Origin of the sequence: Dyadobacter frigoris, assembly GCF_005280585.1 — a bacterium.
Classification (GTDB): Bacteria; Bacteroidota; Bacteroidia; order Cytophagales; family Spirosomataceae; genus Dyadobacter; species Dyadobacter frigoris.
On record NZ_SZVO01000008.1, the window covers coordinates 307,315 to 326,022 of the forward strand.

Annotated in this window: 13 protein-coding genes; 3 read left to right on the top strand and 10 right to left on the bottom strand. The window is 39.7% G+C overall.

Annotated elements, in window-relative coordinates; genetic code table 11:
- Nucleotides 1-27 precede the first annotated feature (27 nt).
- The 3 genes from FDK13_RS18520 to FDK13_RS18530 form a co-directional block, all read right to left on the bottom strand.
- Nucleotides 28-1,212 (bottom strand): AGE family epimerase/isomerase, encoded by a 1,185-nt coding sequence (locus tag FDK13_RS18520; protein ID WP_137341498.1) that lies wholly within the window; start codon nucleotides 1,210-1,212, stop codon nucleotides 28-30.
- A 108-nt stretch (nucleotides 1,213-1,320) separates the two neighbouring features.
- On the bottom strand, nucleotides 1,321-3,954 hold the full coding sequence (locus FDK13_RS18525; RefSeq protein WP_137341499.1) for a glycoside hydrolase family 2 protein: 2,634 nt from the start codon (nucleotides 3,952-3,954) through the stop codon (nucleotides 1,321-1,323).
- Nucleotides 3,955-4,209: 255 nt separating this feature from the next.
- The gene (locus tag FDK13_RS18530; RefSeq protein WP_137341500.1) at nucleotides 4,210-4,545 is read right to left on the bottom strand and encodes a hypothetical protein; all 336 of its coding nucleotides are present in this window, start codon (nucleotides 4,543-4,545) and stop codon (nucleotides 4,210-4,212) included.
- Nucleotides 4,546-4,791: 246 nt separating this feature from the next.
- Between FDK13_RS18530 and FDK13_RS18535 the strand changes: the two genes are divergently transcribed.
- A complete protein-coding gene (locus FDK13_RS18535; RefSeq protein WP_137341501.1) occupies nucleotides 4,792-6,075 on the top strand; it encodes a PQQ-dependent sugar dehydrogenase in 1,284 nt (427 codons plus the stop codon).
- A gap of 122 nt (nucleotides 6,076-6,197) precedes the next feature.
- Here the strand turns inward: FDK13_RS18535 and FDK13_RS18540 are convergent, their stop codons facing one another.
- From FDK13_RS18540 to FDK13_RS18570, 7 genes are all read right to left on the bottom strand, one after another.
- A complete protein-coding gene (locus FDK13_RS18540) occupies nucleotides 6,198-7,388 on the bottom strand; it encodes an ice-binding family protein (RefSeq protein WP_170982835.1) in 1,191 nt (396 codons plus the stop codon).
- A gap of 146 nt (nucleotides 7,389-7,534) precedes the next feature.
- Nucleotides 7,535-7,933, bottom strand: coding sequence for a helix-turn-helix domain-containing protein (locus FDK13_RS18545; RefSeq protein ID WP_310588145.1), 399 nt, complete (start codon nucleotides 7,931-7,933; stop codon nucleotides 7,535-7,537).
- Nucleotides 7,934-8,340: 407 nt separating this feature from the next.
- Complete coding sequence (locus tag FDK13_RS18550; protein WP_137341504.1) at nucleotides 8,341-9,222, bottom strand: cyclase family protein; 882 nt, start codon at nucleotides 9,220-9,222, stop codon at nucleotides 8,341-8,343.
- A gap of 63 nt (nucleotides 9,223-9,285) precedes the next feature.
- Nucleotides 9,286-10,548, bottom strand: coding sequence for a metal-dependent hydrolase family protein (locus FDK13_RS18555; RefSeq protein WP_137341505.1), 1,263 nt, complete (start codon nucleotides 10,546-10,548; stop codon nucleotides 9,286-9,288).
- Between the two features lie 138 nt (nucleotides 10,549-10,686).
- The gene (locus tag FDK13_RS18560) at nucleotides 10,687-11,475 is read right to left on the bottom strand and encodes a 3-keto-disaccharide hydrolase (RefSeq protein WP_137341506.1); all 789 of its coding nucleotides are present in this window, start codon (nucleotides 11,473-11,475) and stop codon (nucleotides 10,687-10,689) included.
- Between the two features lie 301 nt (nucleotides 11,476-11,776).
- Nucleotides 11,777-12,538 (bottom strand): NYN domain-containing protein, encoded by a 762-nt coding sequence (locus FDK13_RS18565; RefSeq protein ID WP_137341507.1) that lies wholly within the window; start codon nucleotides 12,536-12,538, stop codon nucleotides 11,777-11,779.
- A gap of 94 nt (nucleotides 12,539-12,632) precedes the next feature.
- Nucleotides 12,633-14,996, bottom strand: coding sequence for a S9 family peptidase (locus FDK13_RS18570; protein ID WP_137341508.1), 2,364 nt, complete (start codon nucleotides 14,994-14,996; stop codon nucleotides 12,633-12,635).
- 131 nt (nucleotides 14,997-15,127) lie between these two features.
- Between FDK13_RS18570 and FDK13_RS18575 the strand changes: the two genes are divergently transcribed.
- The gene (locus FDK13_RS18575) at nucleotides 15,128-16,081 is read left to right on the top strand and encodes an esterase-like activity of phytase family protein (protein WP_170982836.1); all 954 of its coding nucleotides are present in this window, start codon (nucleotides 15,128-15,130) and stop codon (nucleotides 16,079-16,081) included.
- 42 nt (nucleotides 16,082-16,123) lie between these two features.
- The gene (locus FDK13_RS18580) at nucleotides 16,124-18,691 is read left to right on the top strand and encodes a M1 family aminopeptidase (RefSeq protein ID WP_229216099.1); all 2,568 of its coding nucleotides are present in this window, start codon (nucleotides 16,124-16,126) and stop codon (nucleotides 18,689-18,691) included.
- Nucleotides 18,692-18,708 lie beyond the last annotated feature (17 nt).

Below are 18,708 nucleotides of genomic sequence, written 5' to 3' on the forward strand. Positions count from 1 at the left end.
TTACATAAGAATTAAAATTAATTACAGTTACTTCTTATTTTTTTCCAAACGTTTCCACATTTCAGCACATGCGCGGGCGTTATGGTAAGGACATTTCCAAAAATTTACCTTATCACCTCGTACCTGAGTGCCATCTTCCTTCACTGCTCCAAACCATTCACCTCTTTCTCTGTCAATGAATTTACTGTCAATATAGGCCCAGCTTCTTTCAGCTTTAACTTTGAAATCCGCATTTTTTGTCAATTGGTATGCGTTGTAAAATCCAACCAGTTGTTCGGCAGCAACCCACCAGCTTCTTTCTGTTTTTGTATGTTTTGTTTCAGGATCATACTCATAATTGAGCGCACCATCCGGACTTAAACCAGTACTCACTGCTATGGCCATTTTGATGCAACGATCCCTGGTTTTTTTTAATAATTTTTCATCTTTTAGCACTTCGGCTGTTTCATAAAGCAGCCAGGATGCTTCAATATCGTGGCCGTATGAAATCACTTTATCTTTTGATTCCCACTTTTCAGTAAAGAAAAGCTCCATCCGGCTCGTTTCATTGTTCACAATATGATCCAGAATCGCTTCCAGCATTGCTGCCGTTTGCTTTTTCAGTGTTTTATCAGGCCAGATCCTGTACAAGTTTGTATAGGCCTCCACAAGGTGCAAATGCGTATTCATGCTTTTGATATACGGACTTTTACTCAAAATATAATCATCCGTTTCTGACCAGTCTCTTGCAAATGCTTCTCTATAACCACCATTCACCGGATCGAAAGCATGTTTTTCCAAAACGTAAAAAATCTCTTTGGCCCGTTCCAGCGCCGGTGGGAAATTCGTCGCCCGGTAATACTCGCTCAGTCCATACATGGCGAAAGCATTGCCGTAAACCTGCTTTTTCATTTCAAGCGGTTTCCCGCTTGCCTCCGTCGACCAAAATACACCTCCTTCTTTTGCATCAATAAAATGAATCGAAAGATCCTGAAAAGCGCGGTCGGCAAGTGTCAGATATTTAGGATTATTCAGCAGCCTTTTGGCCATTGAATAAGTCCACAATATCCGGCTTGTGATCACAACCGCTTTCGGTGCATCCGCAATTCCTTCATTCTCATAATTTACTCTGCCATAAAAACCACCATTTTTACGGTCAACTGCATATTTTTCCCAGTAATCCAGGATGTTAATTAATTCCTTTTTGAAAGTTTCCGGTGCAAAGTCAGCCATGATAAATCTTGTTTCCTAGCAAAAGAATCAAGATTTGTAAACTTACTTACTCCGTTTATTTCATGGCACCTACATAAAGGAAGCGCGCTTTTATCAAATTCCATATTTCTATTTTAGAGGGATAAACTGCTCTGTCACATTCCAGCCATCAATGGATACCAAGGGCAATTCTCCCGCAGTCTGCGAATAATCCATCACCACTGTTTTCTTTTCTCCTGGTAAAACAGATACGTAATTATCATCGTAAAAAACCGGAAGAATACGTTTTTTTGTTTTTGGGTCAACAAGCGCCAGTCGGTTGAAAAAAGCAACCGGATTTTTCGCTGGATTCGATAATGTTACTTCCACTTTCCCTTTTTCGGATTGGCGCACCTGAACATCAATATCCGCTTTTGGCATTTTATTGAGTCCGCTGTATGCTCCTTCTGCGTCTGGCAGCCAATACAGGTTGTCGCTTAATATTTCTTTTTTAACAGTTGACAAACGTAAGGAAAGGAACATTCCCTCTTTTTTTGAAAGCTCACGTATTTCATTTTTGATTGACAAAATCACACGCGCAGTCGACGGGCCAATTTCAACGAAAACCTGTCCAAGGCTTTTTTCTTTTCCGTTCATATCAACCGCAGTGATATTCAACATCATGTCGTACTGATGTTTGAATGTGTTATTTGTGATCATAACGGTGCTGTCAGCCTGGTTGTACATAACATGCAAAGGCGCGCTTCCATTATGTAATCCATACAAACAAGCATTAGGATCCAGGTAGTAATCATACATTTGTCCGCGAAGTGCTGTCCATGGATTTTGCGTTTTCCAGATGATCACACCCGTGTACCAATCCCACATATGGGCACTGAAACCTTCCATTAAAGAGCGGTACTGATCGTAATTTATCAACTGCGCTTTTTTTCCGAAGTCGCGCAGATCTTTTACTTTTCCGTAAGGCCCAACATAGCTCTCATAACCAATATATTTGTGATAATTCCAAACAGAATCCACCGTTTCTTTTCCCGTTTTTTCAGAATAAACAGGAGCTATCATGTTTTCTTTTGGTAAAAATCTTTCCAAAGATTCATAGTCACCTACACCTACCGAACCGATTTCTGAATTAAAAGGCCAGGTTTTATATTCAAAAAACCGTTTCAAAGGCTGAATTCCATAAGGCCCGTCGCCGTTTCCACCAAGGGAATTGAACGACATATCATCCGAGTTGGAATAGTCGATGAACCAGCGCGTACCATCCAGTTTTGGAAGAATGGTATCACGAAGTGGAAGCATAATATCTACTGGTAATGTAATTTCGTTTCCTCCGCACCATATCGCCAGTGAAGGATAATTACGGATCATCTTGATCTGATCTGCGGCTGATTCCAGGAATAATCCGTGGTCATCCGGATAATTCCGCCGCACCCATTGATCGTCTTTTTTCATAGGATCCAGCCAGCGTCCGTTGCAGTCGCCGGAGCCCCAGAAATCCTGCATGACCAGAATTCCATATTTGTCGCAAGCCTGATAAAATTCAGGACGTTCTGTTAAAGCACCTCCCCAAATTCTCAACAAATTTAAATTCATGTCTCTGTGAAACCGAACTTCTGCATCATAACGGGCGTCCGTAAACCGAAGCATTGCATCAGAAATAATCCAGTTTCCTCCTTTGATAAAAACACGCTGGCCGTTCACAGATATTTGTTTACTCCGGGTAATCGAATTCCAGTCAGCCTGGATTTCACGTATACCAACATTTATATTTTCTTCATCAGAAACGGTTCCGTTAACCAGAAACTGCATCTTTAGATTATATAAATACTGCGCTCCATAACCAGACGGCCACCAGAGTTTTGGATTTTCGAGCTTAAGGTCAGGTAATGCTATTTCTGTTGTGCTTTTTGGTTTAAGCGTAACTTCTTTTGAAATTTTCTTTCCGTCTAAAACATATTGTAAAACGCCTTTAAGCGGTGCGTCCGTAGGATTTTCAAGTTCTGCGGTAGTTTTTATAGTGGCAGGTTTCTGGGCTCCATCCGGTTTTCTTTGGCCGGGAACCAGCGTAATGATATGCGGATTTTTAATATTGATTTTCCCTGTTTTTTCAATCAAAACCTTATCCCAGATTCCTGTATTACGGTCACGAATAGGCTGAATCCAGTCCCAGCCTGCAACATACTGATGTGCTACGTTCTTGGCAATCGTACCATCTCCGCCTTGTCCGCCATTTGCATTTCCAAGGGCATCAGGTGGAAAAACAATGACTGCCAGTCTGTTTGATCCGGTTTTTAAAAGAGAGGAAGTAATGTTGTAAGACTGGCGCAAAAACATTCCGCTGTGTCTTTTTTTATTTAACTTTTTGCCATTCAGGTATATATCAAAACTGTAATTGACGCCGCGGAAATGAAGCCAAACCTGTTCTCCGGCTTTTACAGTTTCATTAAAATCTTTTACAAACCAATACGTGTAATAGTCAGGGCCGGTTTTGAAGATATCTGGTATTTTTTCGTTGTTCATGCCGAAAAAAGGATCAGGGATCTGTTTGTTTTCGAGCATTGTAGTGAGGACAGTACCCGGAACAACAGCCGGAATCCATGAGCTCAGAGAATAGGAGGGAATTGATATGGCCGAACCATCTTCTTTTACTTTTGCTATCGGACTGCATTTCCAGCCGGAATTTAACTCATATTTATTTTGTGCATAAGTACTTATGCAGAGGAATTGCAGCGAAAGAAGGAAAGTGGTAAAAAGGAATTTCATTAGAATATTATATTATAAAAATTACTATTACAACAAATATATTCTAACAAAAATACATAAAAAAGAAATATTATTAGTTTAATTAAAATATTGAACAAGAATCATCTTATTATTAAATTAATTTATGAAATAGCTATTCTGGGTACGTAACCGTTTTTTTGTTGATTAGGGTTATATGTCTGATTTTGTCTGGAAAAAAATATCCCGACCAAAGGCCGGGATAATAATTTCTATACGAGCGAGAGTAACGAGATTTTAATCTCCTTGATTTTCTTCAAGGTCATTGTGGTTGTCACCACCCAAACTGTAATAATTGTTTTCTTCGTCTTCGTTACCGTCAATTTCTTCGTCATCATCAAGGTCAGAACCGGGAACATCCAGATCGTCACCAACCAGATCTTCCTCAAAGCTTTTTTCGTTCCACTCGTCAGAATCCAGTCCCAATTCCTCTTTAATTTTGCTTATATCTTCCGGATCAATATCATCCTCAATCAGCCCACGGCTATAAACATCGTCAGACGCAGGATAAAGAGGGTATCCTGGCAAATCATCATCCTCATCATCAAGTGGGAAATCGTCGTCAATTATCATATCAATTGTTTTTAAGGTTAGCTTGAAGTTTTATTAAGTCGTTGTGTCAAAAATAATACTGCCCTACAATAAACTGATTTCTCAAAAAATCATTCCAAAAAAAATCAAAATTTCTTTAATTTTTAAATTTGCTGCTGAATGTCTGAGTATTAAAACGCTATTTTACTGCTTTATTATTTTATGTCGGGCTGATTGGCTCAAACATTTTTATAAAGTTAAACTATTATCGACCTATTGGTGAATCGCATGCAAAGAAGATTTTTAAAAACTGCCGTAATGTTTGCTGGTTTTGCAGGAATTGGAGCACTACTAGCTTACAAGGGCATCCCTGAACCTCTTAAAAAAAGTGAAGAAAAAAAGACTAACGAAATAGCAAAAGACATTAAGCTTCCTGCCGGATTTTCAGCTACAATTCTTGCATCTGAACTTGGCCCGGCGCGTCACATCGCGGTTGGGAAAAGTGGAGATATTTACGTGAAATTGTCCAAGTTGAAAGACGGAAAAGGCATTTATATTTTGCGTGATACCAATAAGGATGGTGTTATTGACGAAAAGAAAATGTTTGGAAATTATCCGGGAACAGGAATTCGGATACAAGGTGGATATTTGTATTCTTCTTCCAATACTGGTGTTTATCGGTATAAATTAAATGAAAAGGAAGAAATCATAGATACTGAACATCCTGAGAAATTATTGGACGGACTCGTTGATAAAGGTCGTGATAATGCAAAACCGATTGCACTGGACAAAAACGGGAATATTTATGTTACCGTAGGTTCGTATAGCGACGATTGTCGTGTAAAAGGAACCGGAAAAGGAATGTCACCTTGTACTGTTCTGGACTCGGCGGGAGGAATATGGAAATTTAAGGCTGATCAATTAAACCAGACATTTTCGGATGGAAAACGGTTTACAACCGGTTTGAAAAATGCCGTTGGTATTGATTGGGATTCCAAAACAAACACCTTGTTTGCTACCCAGCACGGAAGAGGAAAATTTGATGATTTTTATCCGCAATACTATACTGCCAAGCAAAGTGCAGAATTGCCGGCCGAAACTTTATTTCAATTAAGTGAAGGGGCTGATGCGGGCTGGCCTTATATTTACTATGATCATATTCAAAACAAAAAAATCCTTTCTCCTGAATACGGTGGTGATGGAAAGAAAACCGGCGGAGAAAAAGCGTTAACGCCGATAGCGGCCTTTCCAGCTCACTTAGGTCCCAATGCACTAATGTTTTATACAGGAAATATGTTTCCGGCAAGATATAAAAACGGTGCTTTCATTGCCTTTCACAATCAGTCGGTGCCGCTTCACAAAGGTTATATGGTTGCTTTTGTACCTTTTGTAAATGGCAAAGCCGGAAAATGGGAAATTTTTGCAGATAATTTCGCAGGTGTTGATCTGGCAGCTCCAACAGGACCGATCCAGCACAGACCTTGCGGACTTGCGCAGGGGCCGGATGGAGCGCTCTATGTTACGGATGATTTAAACGGTACAATCTTTAAGATTGACTATAAGAGAAAGTGAGTTTGAGTTGAGAAGGTATATCAACAGCGACTGTTTTTGCTGGTGATATACCTTCTTTTTTGAATAGTTTCGACTAGTAAACAGCTTGATTTTGTGCAGGTCATAAATTTTTTTGCTGGTAATTATTGTTTTAAGATTTTGGTCGATGCAATTTTTCCTGTATTATTGGTAACCCTCACAATATACATTCCCGCAGGCAGGTTTTTAACATCCAGATTAGAAGATAAATCCGAAGAAACTTTTCTTATATCGTATACATTAGCACCCAGAATGTTACTGATCTGAATTCTTTGTATCAGACTTATATCATCAACACTAAGTGTCAAATAATCAACCGCCGGGTTTGGATATAATTCAGTTTTCGCGAGCATTTTAAATTCTGTACTCTGGATTCGGCTGTATGCAAAAGTCTCATCCTTGTCGATCATTTTCAGGCGATACAGGTTTGTTCCATTTTCCGGTTTTGCATCAGTATACTGATATGATGAAAGTACTGTACTTTCTCCTTTGGCCGTTATTGTTGCAAGTTGATTCCAAACTTTACCATTATTACTGCGTTGTATTTCAAAACGATCACTGTTTGTCTCGGCAGTTGTTGTCCATTTCAGCAATATAGTTTGCATTTCTCCTATTTTAGCTGTGAAGCTGGTCAAAGTTACCGGAAGTGGTGTTTCTGCTGCATAAACCGTGTTGCCTTGCAGATTAATGGCTCCGGCAGCCGACAAAAGCCGACCCTGAACGATCGATCCTGATGACAGACTGATCGCGCCTCTTGTGATTGCAGTACCTCTAAATATTGAGGTTGCCGGTGTTGAAGTTTGGTTTAGATTAAATGCGCCATCAACAATAAAATAGACGTTACTCCAAGATGCCTGGCCGGTCAATATAATATTGGCATCGGTCGCTGTAAGTTCACCGCCAATGTTAAAAACAAAAATAGAACTGGCATCACCTCCGCCGTCGAGCGTAAGATCCCCGGTCAAAACGCCAGCAGATCCAAGACAATAATTTCCCGGAGTCAAAGTAGCACCGCTTCCGAAGGGAGTGCCAAGCGTTTGACAGGTACCACCAGTTGCACTGAAAGACGCAAGAACATTAATAAGGTCAGTTTCCGCGTCTATGGAGGCTTGATCATTAATATGTGATAGTCCCGTAGAAATTATAGGAGAACCAGTCACACTTCCCGTGTGTGTGCCTACACTGCCTTGTACTGTGGTTGTTCCACTGTTTGTTATAGCACCGCTTCCAGTAAATACCGCGAATCCCAATGCATTGGGAATTGTTGGGGCCTGCGCGGAAATTTTTCCGGCCATGCACAAAATTAGTGCTGCGCATCGAATAATTATAGCAATTCTTGTCATAATATTTTTATAATGAAGATGAATTAGTTTTACTTATTCAAATTACGAGCTATTATGAAATAATTTTCTTATAAAATTTCAGCTTTTATTTACATGATTCACACATTTTCGAGCGGCTTTCTTTGATTGATTTGTAGCTGCTTGTAGACTGTTGGGGATAGACCTGTAACTTTTTTGAACTGGCTGGATAAATGAGCTACACTGCTGTAATTCAGCTTATAAGAAATTTCTGTAAGATTTAATTCGTCATAAAGAAGATATTCCTTTACCCGTTCCACTTTATGTGAAATAACATAGTGCTCTATCGTTGTTCCTTCTGATTCAGAGAAGATATTCGCCAGATAAGTGTAATCATGATTCAACCTTTCGCTGATGTACTCCGAATTCTTAATTTTAAGGGTTTCTGCGGAATAGTGTACCAATTCCACAATGATGTTTTTAATTCTTTCTATAAGCACAGCTTTCCTGTCATCTATCAGTTCCAATCCGGATTTCATCAGCAAGATTTTTAGTCTATCGCGTTGTTGGGGAGTCATGCTCTCCTTTATTTCTACCTCACCTAAATTAACTGTAAAGTTGTGCAATCCCAGTTGATTTAGTTTTTGCTGCACAGTCATTTTGCAGCGAGTGCTGACCATGTATTTGATGTACAATTTCAATTCATGCACTTATAATAATGAAATTTTCTGTTGAGTAATATTCTGGATAGTGCAAGTATTATGCCATTGATTTCAGGCACGCCTTTTGCACCAAACGATCAAGGTTTCGCTAGAAAATTGCTAACGAATATTTTAATTATCTAAAAATATCAATGAATTATACTGAAAGTCAATATCCCATTAATCCCGAAACGGGATTAATGGGATATTGACTTTCAAAAAATTATGTTTTGGCAATAAACGATTCAGTTGAGTAGTGTAGCATAAGCTCTTACAGGGAATGTTCCTGCTCCTTTAAATTTAGGAGGCACCGCACTAAACTGATAATTTGTATGGGGAAGCTTATCCAGATTGCATAAATGTTCAACAATCAGGATTTCTGAGCCTAAAAGCGTGGTATGTACCGGACGACTTTTTCCTCTTGTATCATCAATATTATGGCTGTCAATACCTACAAGTTTTACGTTACCATCTCGCAGATATTCCGCAGCATCTTCGGTTAGAAATGGATGATCCTCAAAGTATTGATCAGTATTCCAATGTTTCGACCAGTCGGTTCTGACCATAACTGCTTTATTTCTCAATTCCAGATTTTTGAAATATTCAGCACCAATTGAAAGTACATCAGGGACGAAAACGGTAATAGCATCCAGGTTTGCAAATGCATCAATTTCAACTTCCGAAAGATCTTTTCCATCTTCAAAACGGTGGAACGGACAATCTATATAGGTACCGGTATTGGTCACCATTTCAATTTTTCCGATTTGAAATTCAGTACCTTCTTCGTAATTGGCTTTTGATTTTTCCCTGCTCAGGTAATCGCAGATAATGGGAGCAGGCAGACCTTTATATGTGATAAGTCCGTCAAAAATTATGTGACTCAGGTCAATGAAGCCAGGATCGGAAAAAACAGGGGTGCTGGTTCGTTTGTGTTTTTCTTCAATATACTTTTTATTGAGAATATTTACTTTTCCTACCATGAGCAAACGCAGATCATCGACAATAAAATCGGCTAGTTCTTTATCAGAAATAGTATCTTCTTGAATATCAAGACGAAAATCCTGTCCCTGAATACCGCCGCCATTGGCAAATTCAATCTCAAAATCAAATACAACTCTTTTGTCCATAGGTTGAAAATTCCGGTTCTGCCGAACCTGTATAAATGTTTATTTTGATTAGATTTTGTCTTGTCAATCTTTGAAAATAATGCCATTTTTCATCACTAGTTTCACATTGCGGATTGCCTTGATATTTACTTCCGGTTTTCCTTCCACAACAACCAAATCTGCCAGAAATCCGGGTTTAATCTGTCCAAGATTATCCTGATGAAAAATTTTCGCGTTAACTGATGTTACTGAACGCAGCACATCAATCGGCTTCATTCCATATTCTGCCATCATTTCCAATTCGCGCGCATTATCACCATGAGAGAAAACACCGACATCTCCGCCCGCACAAATTGTGACGCCGGCATCAAGCGCATTTTTAAAAGTGATTCTTTTATTTTTGATTTTTTCCGGTTCCTGATCGATACCTTTTTTCCAGCCTCTGTATTGGCTCGTGGCATCTCCGGCGGCTAAGGTAGGGCATAGCGCCACACCGTGTTCATGCATCATTTTAAAAATTTCCGGTGTCCCGCCATCGCCATGTTCTATTGTTTCAACGCCTCCTGAAATTGCCCTTTTCATTCCTTCTGCGCTGCTTGCGTGGGCTACAACCGGTCTGCCACTGCTTTTTGCAGTTTCTACAATCAGTTTGATTTCTTCGACTGAAAATGTAGGTCTCGTTTCTCCGTTTAATCCCCAGCGGTAATCCGCGTAAATTTTGATGACGTCCGCACCTTTTCCGATCTGGCTTCTGACCGCTTTGATAAGATCCTGACCGTCAGCTTCCTCGGCTCCTTGCGGAAGGGTAATGTCGGCGCTAAAGCCTTTCGGTCCGTAGCTTCCTGTGGCTATCAAAGCTTTAGTTGCAATGATCATGCGCGGGCCCGGAATAACTCCCTGATTAATGGCTTGTTTTAGTCCAAAATCATCATATTCTGCACCTTCTGTTCCCAAATCGCGAACAGTTGTGAATCCTGCCATTAAGGTTTTTTTTGCATGTAGTGTTGCACGTGCAGTTCTGTAAGATCTTGATTCTTTTAGCACCTGATCGTCCCAGGGTGTTTCATTGTAGGGATGCAGAAAAAGATGGGAATGGCCTTCGATAAATCCGGGAAGTAAGGTGCATCCTTTTAAGTCTATAATCTCGGCATTTTGGGAATCTGCTGTTAACAGACTTGCTGGGCCGACAGCAGCAATTTTTTCGTTTTTGATCAGAACTGTCCAGTTTTCATGAACCTCTTGTCCGTCAAAAACCCGATCGGGACGAAGCAAATATGTTTTTTGAGCGAACAGACTGGTTGTCAAATTTGACAAGAAAAAGACAGAAAGAAGGAAGTTGGTTCTCATAAAACAAAAATAGCGAAACCAACTTTAAATAGGCTGTTTCTCTGTGGTTCTCTGATTAAATCTGTGAATTTTTAGGTTACACAGAGGGCCGCAGAGATAAAAAAGAGAACCACATAGATAGGATGTATAACTAAGACATCAGAAATCGGTATTTGCTTCTTTTATCACCTCTGGCTTGATCCAGATGTTTCGGTAATAAACATTGTGTCCTTCAGATTGCAATTTTAATCCGCCAGGTATATCAGTAATTCCTTTTCCACCGTCATTTCCACCATCAATTCCGGAATTAGGTCCGCCCCAAACCTGGGTTATCGAATGATTGGTATGTACTTTTTTTCCATTGAAATATAATGTTACCAAAGGTTTTTCAACTAGTTTTCCATCTTTGAAACGTGCCGCCCGGAACTGGATATCATACGCATTCCACTTTCCAACGCCGTTGTATGCGTAATATGGAGATTTTGTTTCGTTAATAATCGCCGCCATTCCATGAGAAGTAGTATCTCCGTCAAGCACCTGAATTTCATAGCGATTTTGTAGATAAACGCCACTGTTACCACCTTCTTTGGTAATGAAAAACTCAACATGCGCACGAAAATCACGGAATTCTTTTTTTGTTACAATGTCAGCCGAACCGTACAATCCTCCTGCCGCCGAAGCATCATAGCAATTGATGACTGTTCCTTTATCCGTTGGGTCGTTAACGACGGTCCATTTTATTGGCAATTCAGCTTTCAAACGCGGGCCTTTCCAGTATGTCCATTTTTCATCCAGCATTTTACGTGAGCCATCTATGAAAACTTCGGCACCTTTTTCTGGTTTTGTGCCAACGCCAACTTGTGCGTAGGCTGATGTGAAGAGGCCTGCATTGATAAGGGCAATTGCAAGTATACGATTTATGTTTTTGACAATAATATGTTTTTGCATCTTTAAGATGGATGAGGTGAAAACAATTGATTTTACATTTAATATAAAGCAAATATGTTTTCTAATTACTCGTCGGGTTTTCCGTTTTGCGTTTGCGTTTCCGCCGGGTTGAAACCCGGCGCTACAATGCAGTTCGAACCTACGGCTCTTTGAAGGGTCGAAATTCTCTTGAGAATAATAATTTTGATTGTCAAATAGTGCTTTTTTACGTAAAAGGGCCGTAGGCCTGGCCGACATTGTAGCAACGGGTTTTAACCCGTTGAAGGGGCCCCGTTAACGTTTGATCGATTAAAACCGCGATTTACTTCACCTTTACATAAAAATGCGAAGCATTATTCTTCCCGGTATGCCGCTCTTCAACCTGAATCGTTTTTATTGATCGGATCAAATCAAGTAATTTTTTATGTCCGTAATTTCTAGGATCAAATTCCGGTCTTTTTTTAAGGATCATATTGCCTAAAACGCCCAGGAAAATCCAGCCGTCTTCGTCCGCAATATCATTTATACTTTCGGAAATTAACTTGATCAGCCCTTTATCAATTTTAGAAACAGGGGCGGTTTCGTCCTTATTGGTCACTTCCGATTTTGAGGTTTCAGGCGTAGGCGTTTCAGCTTTAATCTCCTTTTTGAGGATTTCAATGTAAATGAATTTATTACAGGCAGCGATAAAGGCAGACGGCGTTTTCTTCTCGCCAATTCCAAAAACTTTCATACCCGCTTCCCGGAGCCTGGTGGCTAATCTGGTAAAATCGCTATCGCTGGAAACAATGCAAAATCCATCTACATTTCCTGTGTAAAGAATATCCATCGCATCAATAATCAATGCAGAATCGGAAGAGTTTTTGCCAGATGTATAGCTGTATTGTTGAATGGGCGTAATGGCATTTTCAAGTAAAACAGTTTTCCAGCCGGAGAGAGTAGGTTTGGTCCAGTCGCCGTAAATTCGTTTGAAAGTTGGTGTGCCATAAATCGCAATTTCTTCCAACATACCTTTTACATTCGAGTATGGCACATTATCCGCATCAATCAACACCGCAAGTCTTAATTCTCTGGTAGTTTCCATGTGCGTAAAGATAGCGGAAAGTGGGGAAGTGGCAAGGGGCCGGAAAGATTACGTATAGGGCAAAGGAGTAGTGATTTTCCCTTGCCCTATACTTCTATTTTAGCTTTTCACTAAACAATTTCAGAATCCTTTTATATTCGTCTGTCCAGGAAGAAGCTTCAACGAAACCATGATCTTCCATAGGATAAGATGCTAGTTCCCAATTATTTTTGCCAAGTTCGATCAGTCGCTGGGATAATCTTACAACGTCCTGATAATGAACATTTACATCCACCATTCCGTGACAGATCAATAAGTTGTTTTTCAAACCGGCTGCATGATAAATAGGGGAGCTTTTATGATAAGCGATGCTGTCGGATTGTGGTTCATTCAAAATATTTGCTGTATATCCGTGATTGTAAGCTGCCCAGTCAGTAACGGGCCGCAAGGCTGCACCTGCTTTGAAAACATCAGGTGTTGTGAAAAGTCCCATCAGCGTAATGAAACCGCCATACGAGCCACCGTAAACGCCGATTTTATTGCTGTCAATGCCATACTTTTTTACTAAATATTTTGCGCCGTCCACATTATCAGTCAAGTCTTTTCCACCCATAAAACGGTATATTCCTGTACGCCAGTCGCGACCATAACCTGCGCTTCCACGATAATCCAGGTCCAAAACTGTATACCCCTGATCTGTCAGCAGGTTATGAAACATATATTCACGGAAATAACTGCTCCACCACTTATGCGCGTTTTGTAAATAACCCGCACCGTGAACAAAAATCACAGCACGTCCATTTGACTTTCTAGGCTCATAAACCCGGGCATAAACCTCAGCTCCGTCAGTCGCCTTAAAAGTGATCAATTTCGCTTCCCGCCATGGATAAGACTGGAATTCTGCGGATGTCGATTTTGTGATTTGTTCCGGTTTTTCCAATGGTTTATTTTCCATCAGAAAAAGCTCCCAGGGTTTGTTGCTTGATGAATAACGTACAGCCAGTGTTGTTTCGTCGGGAGATAAAGTTACCTCATTAGCACCCATGGCCTGGGTAATCTGAGTTCGTTTTCCACCAGTTACTGGCATGCTATAAAATTGCTGTTCGCCGGGATTTACTTCATTTGTAGTCAGGTAAAAAGTCTTTTTATCTTTTGAAAGCTGGACTTTCTGAATCTCGAATTTGCCGCTTGTTAACTGTGTTTTTTTGCCTGAAATTACATTGAGAGCATACAAATGAGAATATCCGGTCGCTTCGCTTTGGAAGTAAATCGTTTGGTAGTCAATCCAGCCGATTTCGCCTGAACTCATGGCATAACCACCTACTCCCGGACCTCCAATCCACGCTTCATCACGTTGTCTGTCCAGTAAACGAAGCGACAAAGAATCCGGATTAAATGCCATAATCCAGCGATCCTTATTATCCATTGATCTTACTACAACCACAGCACTTTTTCCATTTTCGGACCAAAATGGGCTGTGCACGATCACAGCGCGATCTTTGACTTTTTTTACGGTATCCTGTTTTGGATAATCTTTCAGATAATCCGGTTTGTCACGGATACCCGGAATATTTTCGACACCTAATTTACGCGTTGTATCTTTTTTGATGTCATAAACCCAGAATTCATAACCGGAAGCCGGAGCGCCTACTTTGGTACGACCGGAAATATCTTCGGTAAAACCAGATTCTGTTACGTAATTTGGAACAATAGTCGTTTTGGCGGATTTATCAGGCTGAGCCAGTTGATAGGTGACAAACCGGTTATCCGGACTGATTTTCTGATTTTGAATGCGTTTTTCTCCAAAATAAATTTCTTTCGGATAGGTCGGTTTTTCAGCTTTATCTATTTTTTTACCAGCATCTTTTTTTGCTTTCCGCTCTTTCAAAATTTGAAACATTGCCAGTTGGTCCTCTTTCAAAACTTTTTCTTCGGAACTGGGTTTCGCATCTGCTTTTTTGTTTCCGGTTTTAAAATCAGTGTGCTGAGTAACTAATCCTGATTCAAGATCAAAACTGAACAAATTGTTATCCCGCTCAAAAACTACGCTTTTTTCGTTTCCGCTAAATACCGGATCAGATTCTTTTTCAACTGTATTGGTAAGCTGACGAATAGTAAAATCTTTATAGCTCACCACAAAAATATCGTCGTCTTTTTCATAGGTCTTCAATGAATGATCACGGTTGAATTCTCCGTCTTTTGCCGAAAGTTTTTTACGGTCTGAAAGTGATACTTTTACGATTTTTTTATCTGCCAACGAATAACTATAAAGAGAATCTGATACATTTTTATCAGGATTCCAATTAAAATAAATGGTCTTGGAATCGGTTGACCAGAAAATATCGGACGGGGAGGTGCCAAGCCAGATCCTGGGTTCACGCATGATTTTTTCTACGGTAAGTGCACCCGGTTTTTGTGCTTTTGCGGGTATTAATGTAATGAATAACAGGAGTGTTGTTGCTTGCAAAAAGTGTTTCATAAATAGCAGGTTGGTAGTTTACTTGTCATGACATGCAATTTAGAAGATTTATTAAACTCTTGCTGATAATTCCGCAATATCTGACGTATCTGTACTATTTTTGTCTGCTCCTCAATAAAAGCGTTTTTAAGATGAAGAAGTTAATTCTGGTCCTTTTTTCTTGTTTTTGTATTCATTCCTTAAAAGCGCAATCGATTAAATTCGAGTTGTCTGATTATACAATTCTGGCTAAAAAACCTATAGGCGCATTGCACGGCATTTCGGGAATTGAGTATATTTCTTCCAAAAATCAATGGCATCTGGCCAGTGACCGGGGCAATTATTTTATCTTCGACAGTATTTATAATATCCGTGATTTTGAAAAAAGACAGGATATTGCGATTGCTAAAAAAACAGGATACTGGTTTGAAGCAATCCGGTTTGATCCGCGGTATTCTACTTTTTTATATGCCGTTGAAAATGAATACAAACCGAATAAGGATACTAATGACACCACCACTTATGTCGGTTACTATGATTCCTTTCCTCCTGCCTATTTAATTCCACCCATGCATCTACCAGCGGATAATAAGGGAATTGAAGCGATTGCAGTTACGGATAGCGGAACGGTCTGGATTGCACCGGAATCGGGTTGGCAGGGTGAAACGGAAGTTGGAAATGATACCATTCATTTTTGGAAATTTAATAGAAAAAATTCTGGTTATGGCGAGGCAATTCCATACAGTTATATTATCGACAGAAGTGGTTGTCCTTTGAGTGTAACCGAAAAAAGAGGTGGAATTTCTGAAATCCTGGCGGTTAATGAAAATCAGTTATTGGTTTTGGAAAGATGTTTTGATGAAAAAGCTTCCAAAAAGATCAAAGCAAAACTTTGGCAGGTTACCGTTGAAGGATCGACTTTAAAGAAAGATTCTGCTCCCGCTTTTGATTTTAACGACAATTTCCCTTTTGTTGTGGACAACCTGGAAGGTATGTCCTGGTGGCCGGTTGAAACTGGAAAAAGACAGATACTTTTGGTGACCGATGATAATCCGGGATTAAATAATAACCAAAGAACTCAATTGATTTTGTTAAAGGAAAAGTAATACTCCTGTTAGAATATTCTCCGTTTTAAAGATATTGATCCAATGCAAATCCGCTATTTAATTCTGTTTTTCATCAGTATTATGCTGACCAACCTGAATTGTAAAAATGCAAAAAATGAAACACCCGGGAAAGGTGTTTCATTTGCTTTGAATGAATATCGAAAGAAAACAATTGACAGTATTCACTATGCTATTGAACTGGAAATTCCTTCACAGAAAATTCAGGCCATTGAAGGAAAACAACTTATAACGTTCAATCTGAAATCTCTGGATTCTGCACTCGTAATGGATTTTAGTACAGATAGTGCTCATGTACATGCTGTAAAATCTGCGGGAAAGGAGATTTCTTACGATTTTATTAATGAGCATATAGTTATAAAAACGGATCAGCTTGTTAAAGGAAAAAATGAGATCGAAATTATATTTACGGCCGGAGATCTTTCCCTGAATAGAAACGAAGAATATTTATATACACTTTTTGTCCCCGACCGTGCTTCAACTTGTTTTCCACTTTTTGACCAGCCCAATTTAAAAGCTTCTTATAGCCTGACTTTAAAAACACCGAAACATTGGGAAGCTGTTTCAAATGGTATTTTGAAAGAAAAAACTTCTACAGGAGATCAGAATATTTATCACTTTGAAAAAACAAAACCGATCAGTTCTTATCTGTTTGCCTTTGCTGTCGGCAAATTTTTCAAGACTGAAAAAATAGTTGATAATCGGGCGATGACAATGTATTATCGTGAAACGGATAGTGTGAAAGTGAAACGCAATAGTGATGAAGTTTTCAATCTACACGCAAAATCGTTGACCTGGCTGGAAGATTACACGGCCATAAAATATCCGTTTGGTAAATTTGATTTTGTCCTGATACCATCATTTCAATATGGCGGAATGGAGCATCCGGGTTCTATCTTTTATAACGAGTCTTCTCTTTTTCTGGATGAAAATGCTCCTATAAACAGAAAACTGGCTCGTGCAAGCGTAATAGCGCATGAATCCGCGCATATGTGGTTTGGCGATCTGGTTACGATGGACTGGTTTAACGATGTTTGGCTTAAAGAAGTTTTTGCCAATTTCATGGCCGCCAAAATCGTACATCCAAGCTTTCCTGAAATCAATCATGACCTGCGTTTTCTGCTCGCACATTATCCCGGTGCATATGAAGTGGACAGGAGCAGCGGTACAAATCCGATCCTTCAAAAACTCGGAAATCTTAAAAATGCAGGAACACTTTACGGTGGAATTATTTACCAGAAAGCGCCGATTGTGATGCGCCAACTGGAAAAGAAAATAGGTGAAAACTTAATGCGGGAAAGCTTGCGTGAATATTTGAAATCTTTTTCATTCAGCAATGCTAAATGGGATGATCTGATTGGTATTATTGATAATAAGAGTCCCGAGGATATTACGACTTGGAGCAATGTCTGGGTAAAAACGCCGGGGATGCCGGAGTATGAATTCGTAGGAAATAAAGATGAAATCCAGATCCAACAGAAAAAAGATTCACTTTCTGGCCGGATCTGGCAACAGCCGGTGGTTACGATCTGGAAAGAAATGTTTGCTCAGGGAAGCATTCGTATTAATCTGAATAACAAGCCCCAGAACGTCAGAAAGCCAGATTTGCCTGCCATGGTTTTTCCAAATTCAAATGGACAAGGGTATGGATATTTTAAAATGGATTCGGTGTCCGAAGACTATTTTCTGAAAAACTACAATTCAGCGAAGGACACGATGTTAATTGATCCTGTTTTCCGCGGAGCCATGCTGGTTAATATCTGGGAAGGATTTCTACGTGGAGATGGAGCTGCGCCAGAACATTTTATAAGTATCCTGATCGATATTTTACCAAAAGAAAATAACGCACTTATTTCAGATAATTTGCTGGGGAATCTGCAAACGACCTGGTGGACTTTCCTGACTGAATCACAAAGAAGTCAATATCAGGAAAAGATAGAAAAAGTTTTATGGACGCTACTGGAAACAACTACGGATAAGGGCATGAAAAATTCCTATTTCCGGGTTTTTAAAAATATCGCCATGACAGATGACGGATTGAGCAAAGTGGAATCTTTATGGAATGAAAAGTTGAAAGTGAAAGATCTGATTCTGTCCGAAGATGATAAAATTACCTTGGCTTATGAACTAATATTGAAACAGAAAGGTGACGGAAAAGCGATTTTTGAGAAGCAATTAAATGATACCAAAAATCCGGATCGCAAGTCCCGGATGAAATTTGTAATACCGGCTTTAAGCCCGGATCAAAATGTGCGGGATGCTTTTTTCGAGTCGTTGAAAAGACCTGAAAACAGAGAGCATGAAGCCTGGGTTTTGGAGGCATTAGGTTATTTGCACCATCCGTTACGTGCTAAAAACGCGAACAAGTATTTAAAACCGTCGTTGGATCTGTTGCAGGAAGTTCAGCTAACGGGTGATATTTTCTTCCCGCAAAGGTGGTTGAGCGCTACTTTTTCCGGTCATTCGGATCTGGAATCAGCCAATATTGCCAGTTCATTTTTAAAAGCAAATCCTGATTATCCATATTATTTGAAAAACAAGATTTTACAGTCAACGGATATGCTGGACAGAGCTGTGAAATTGAAAAAATAATTATTTTGCATCGTTTT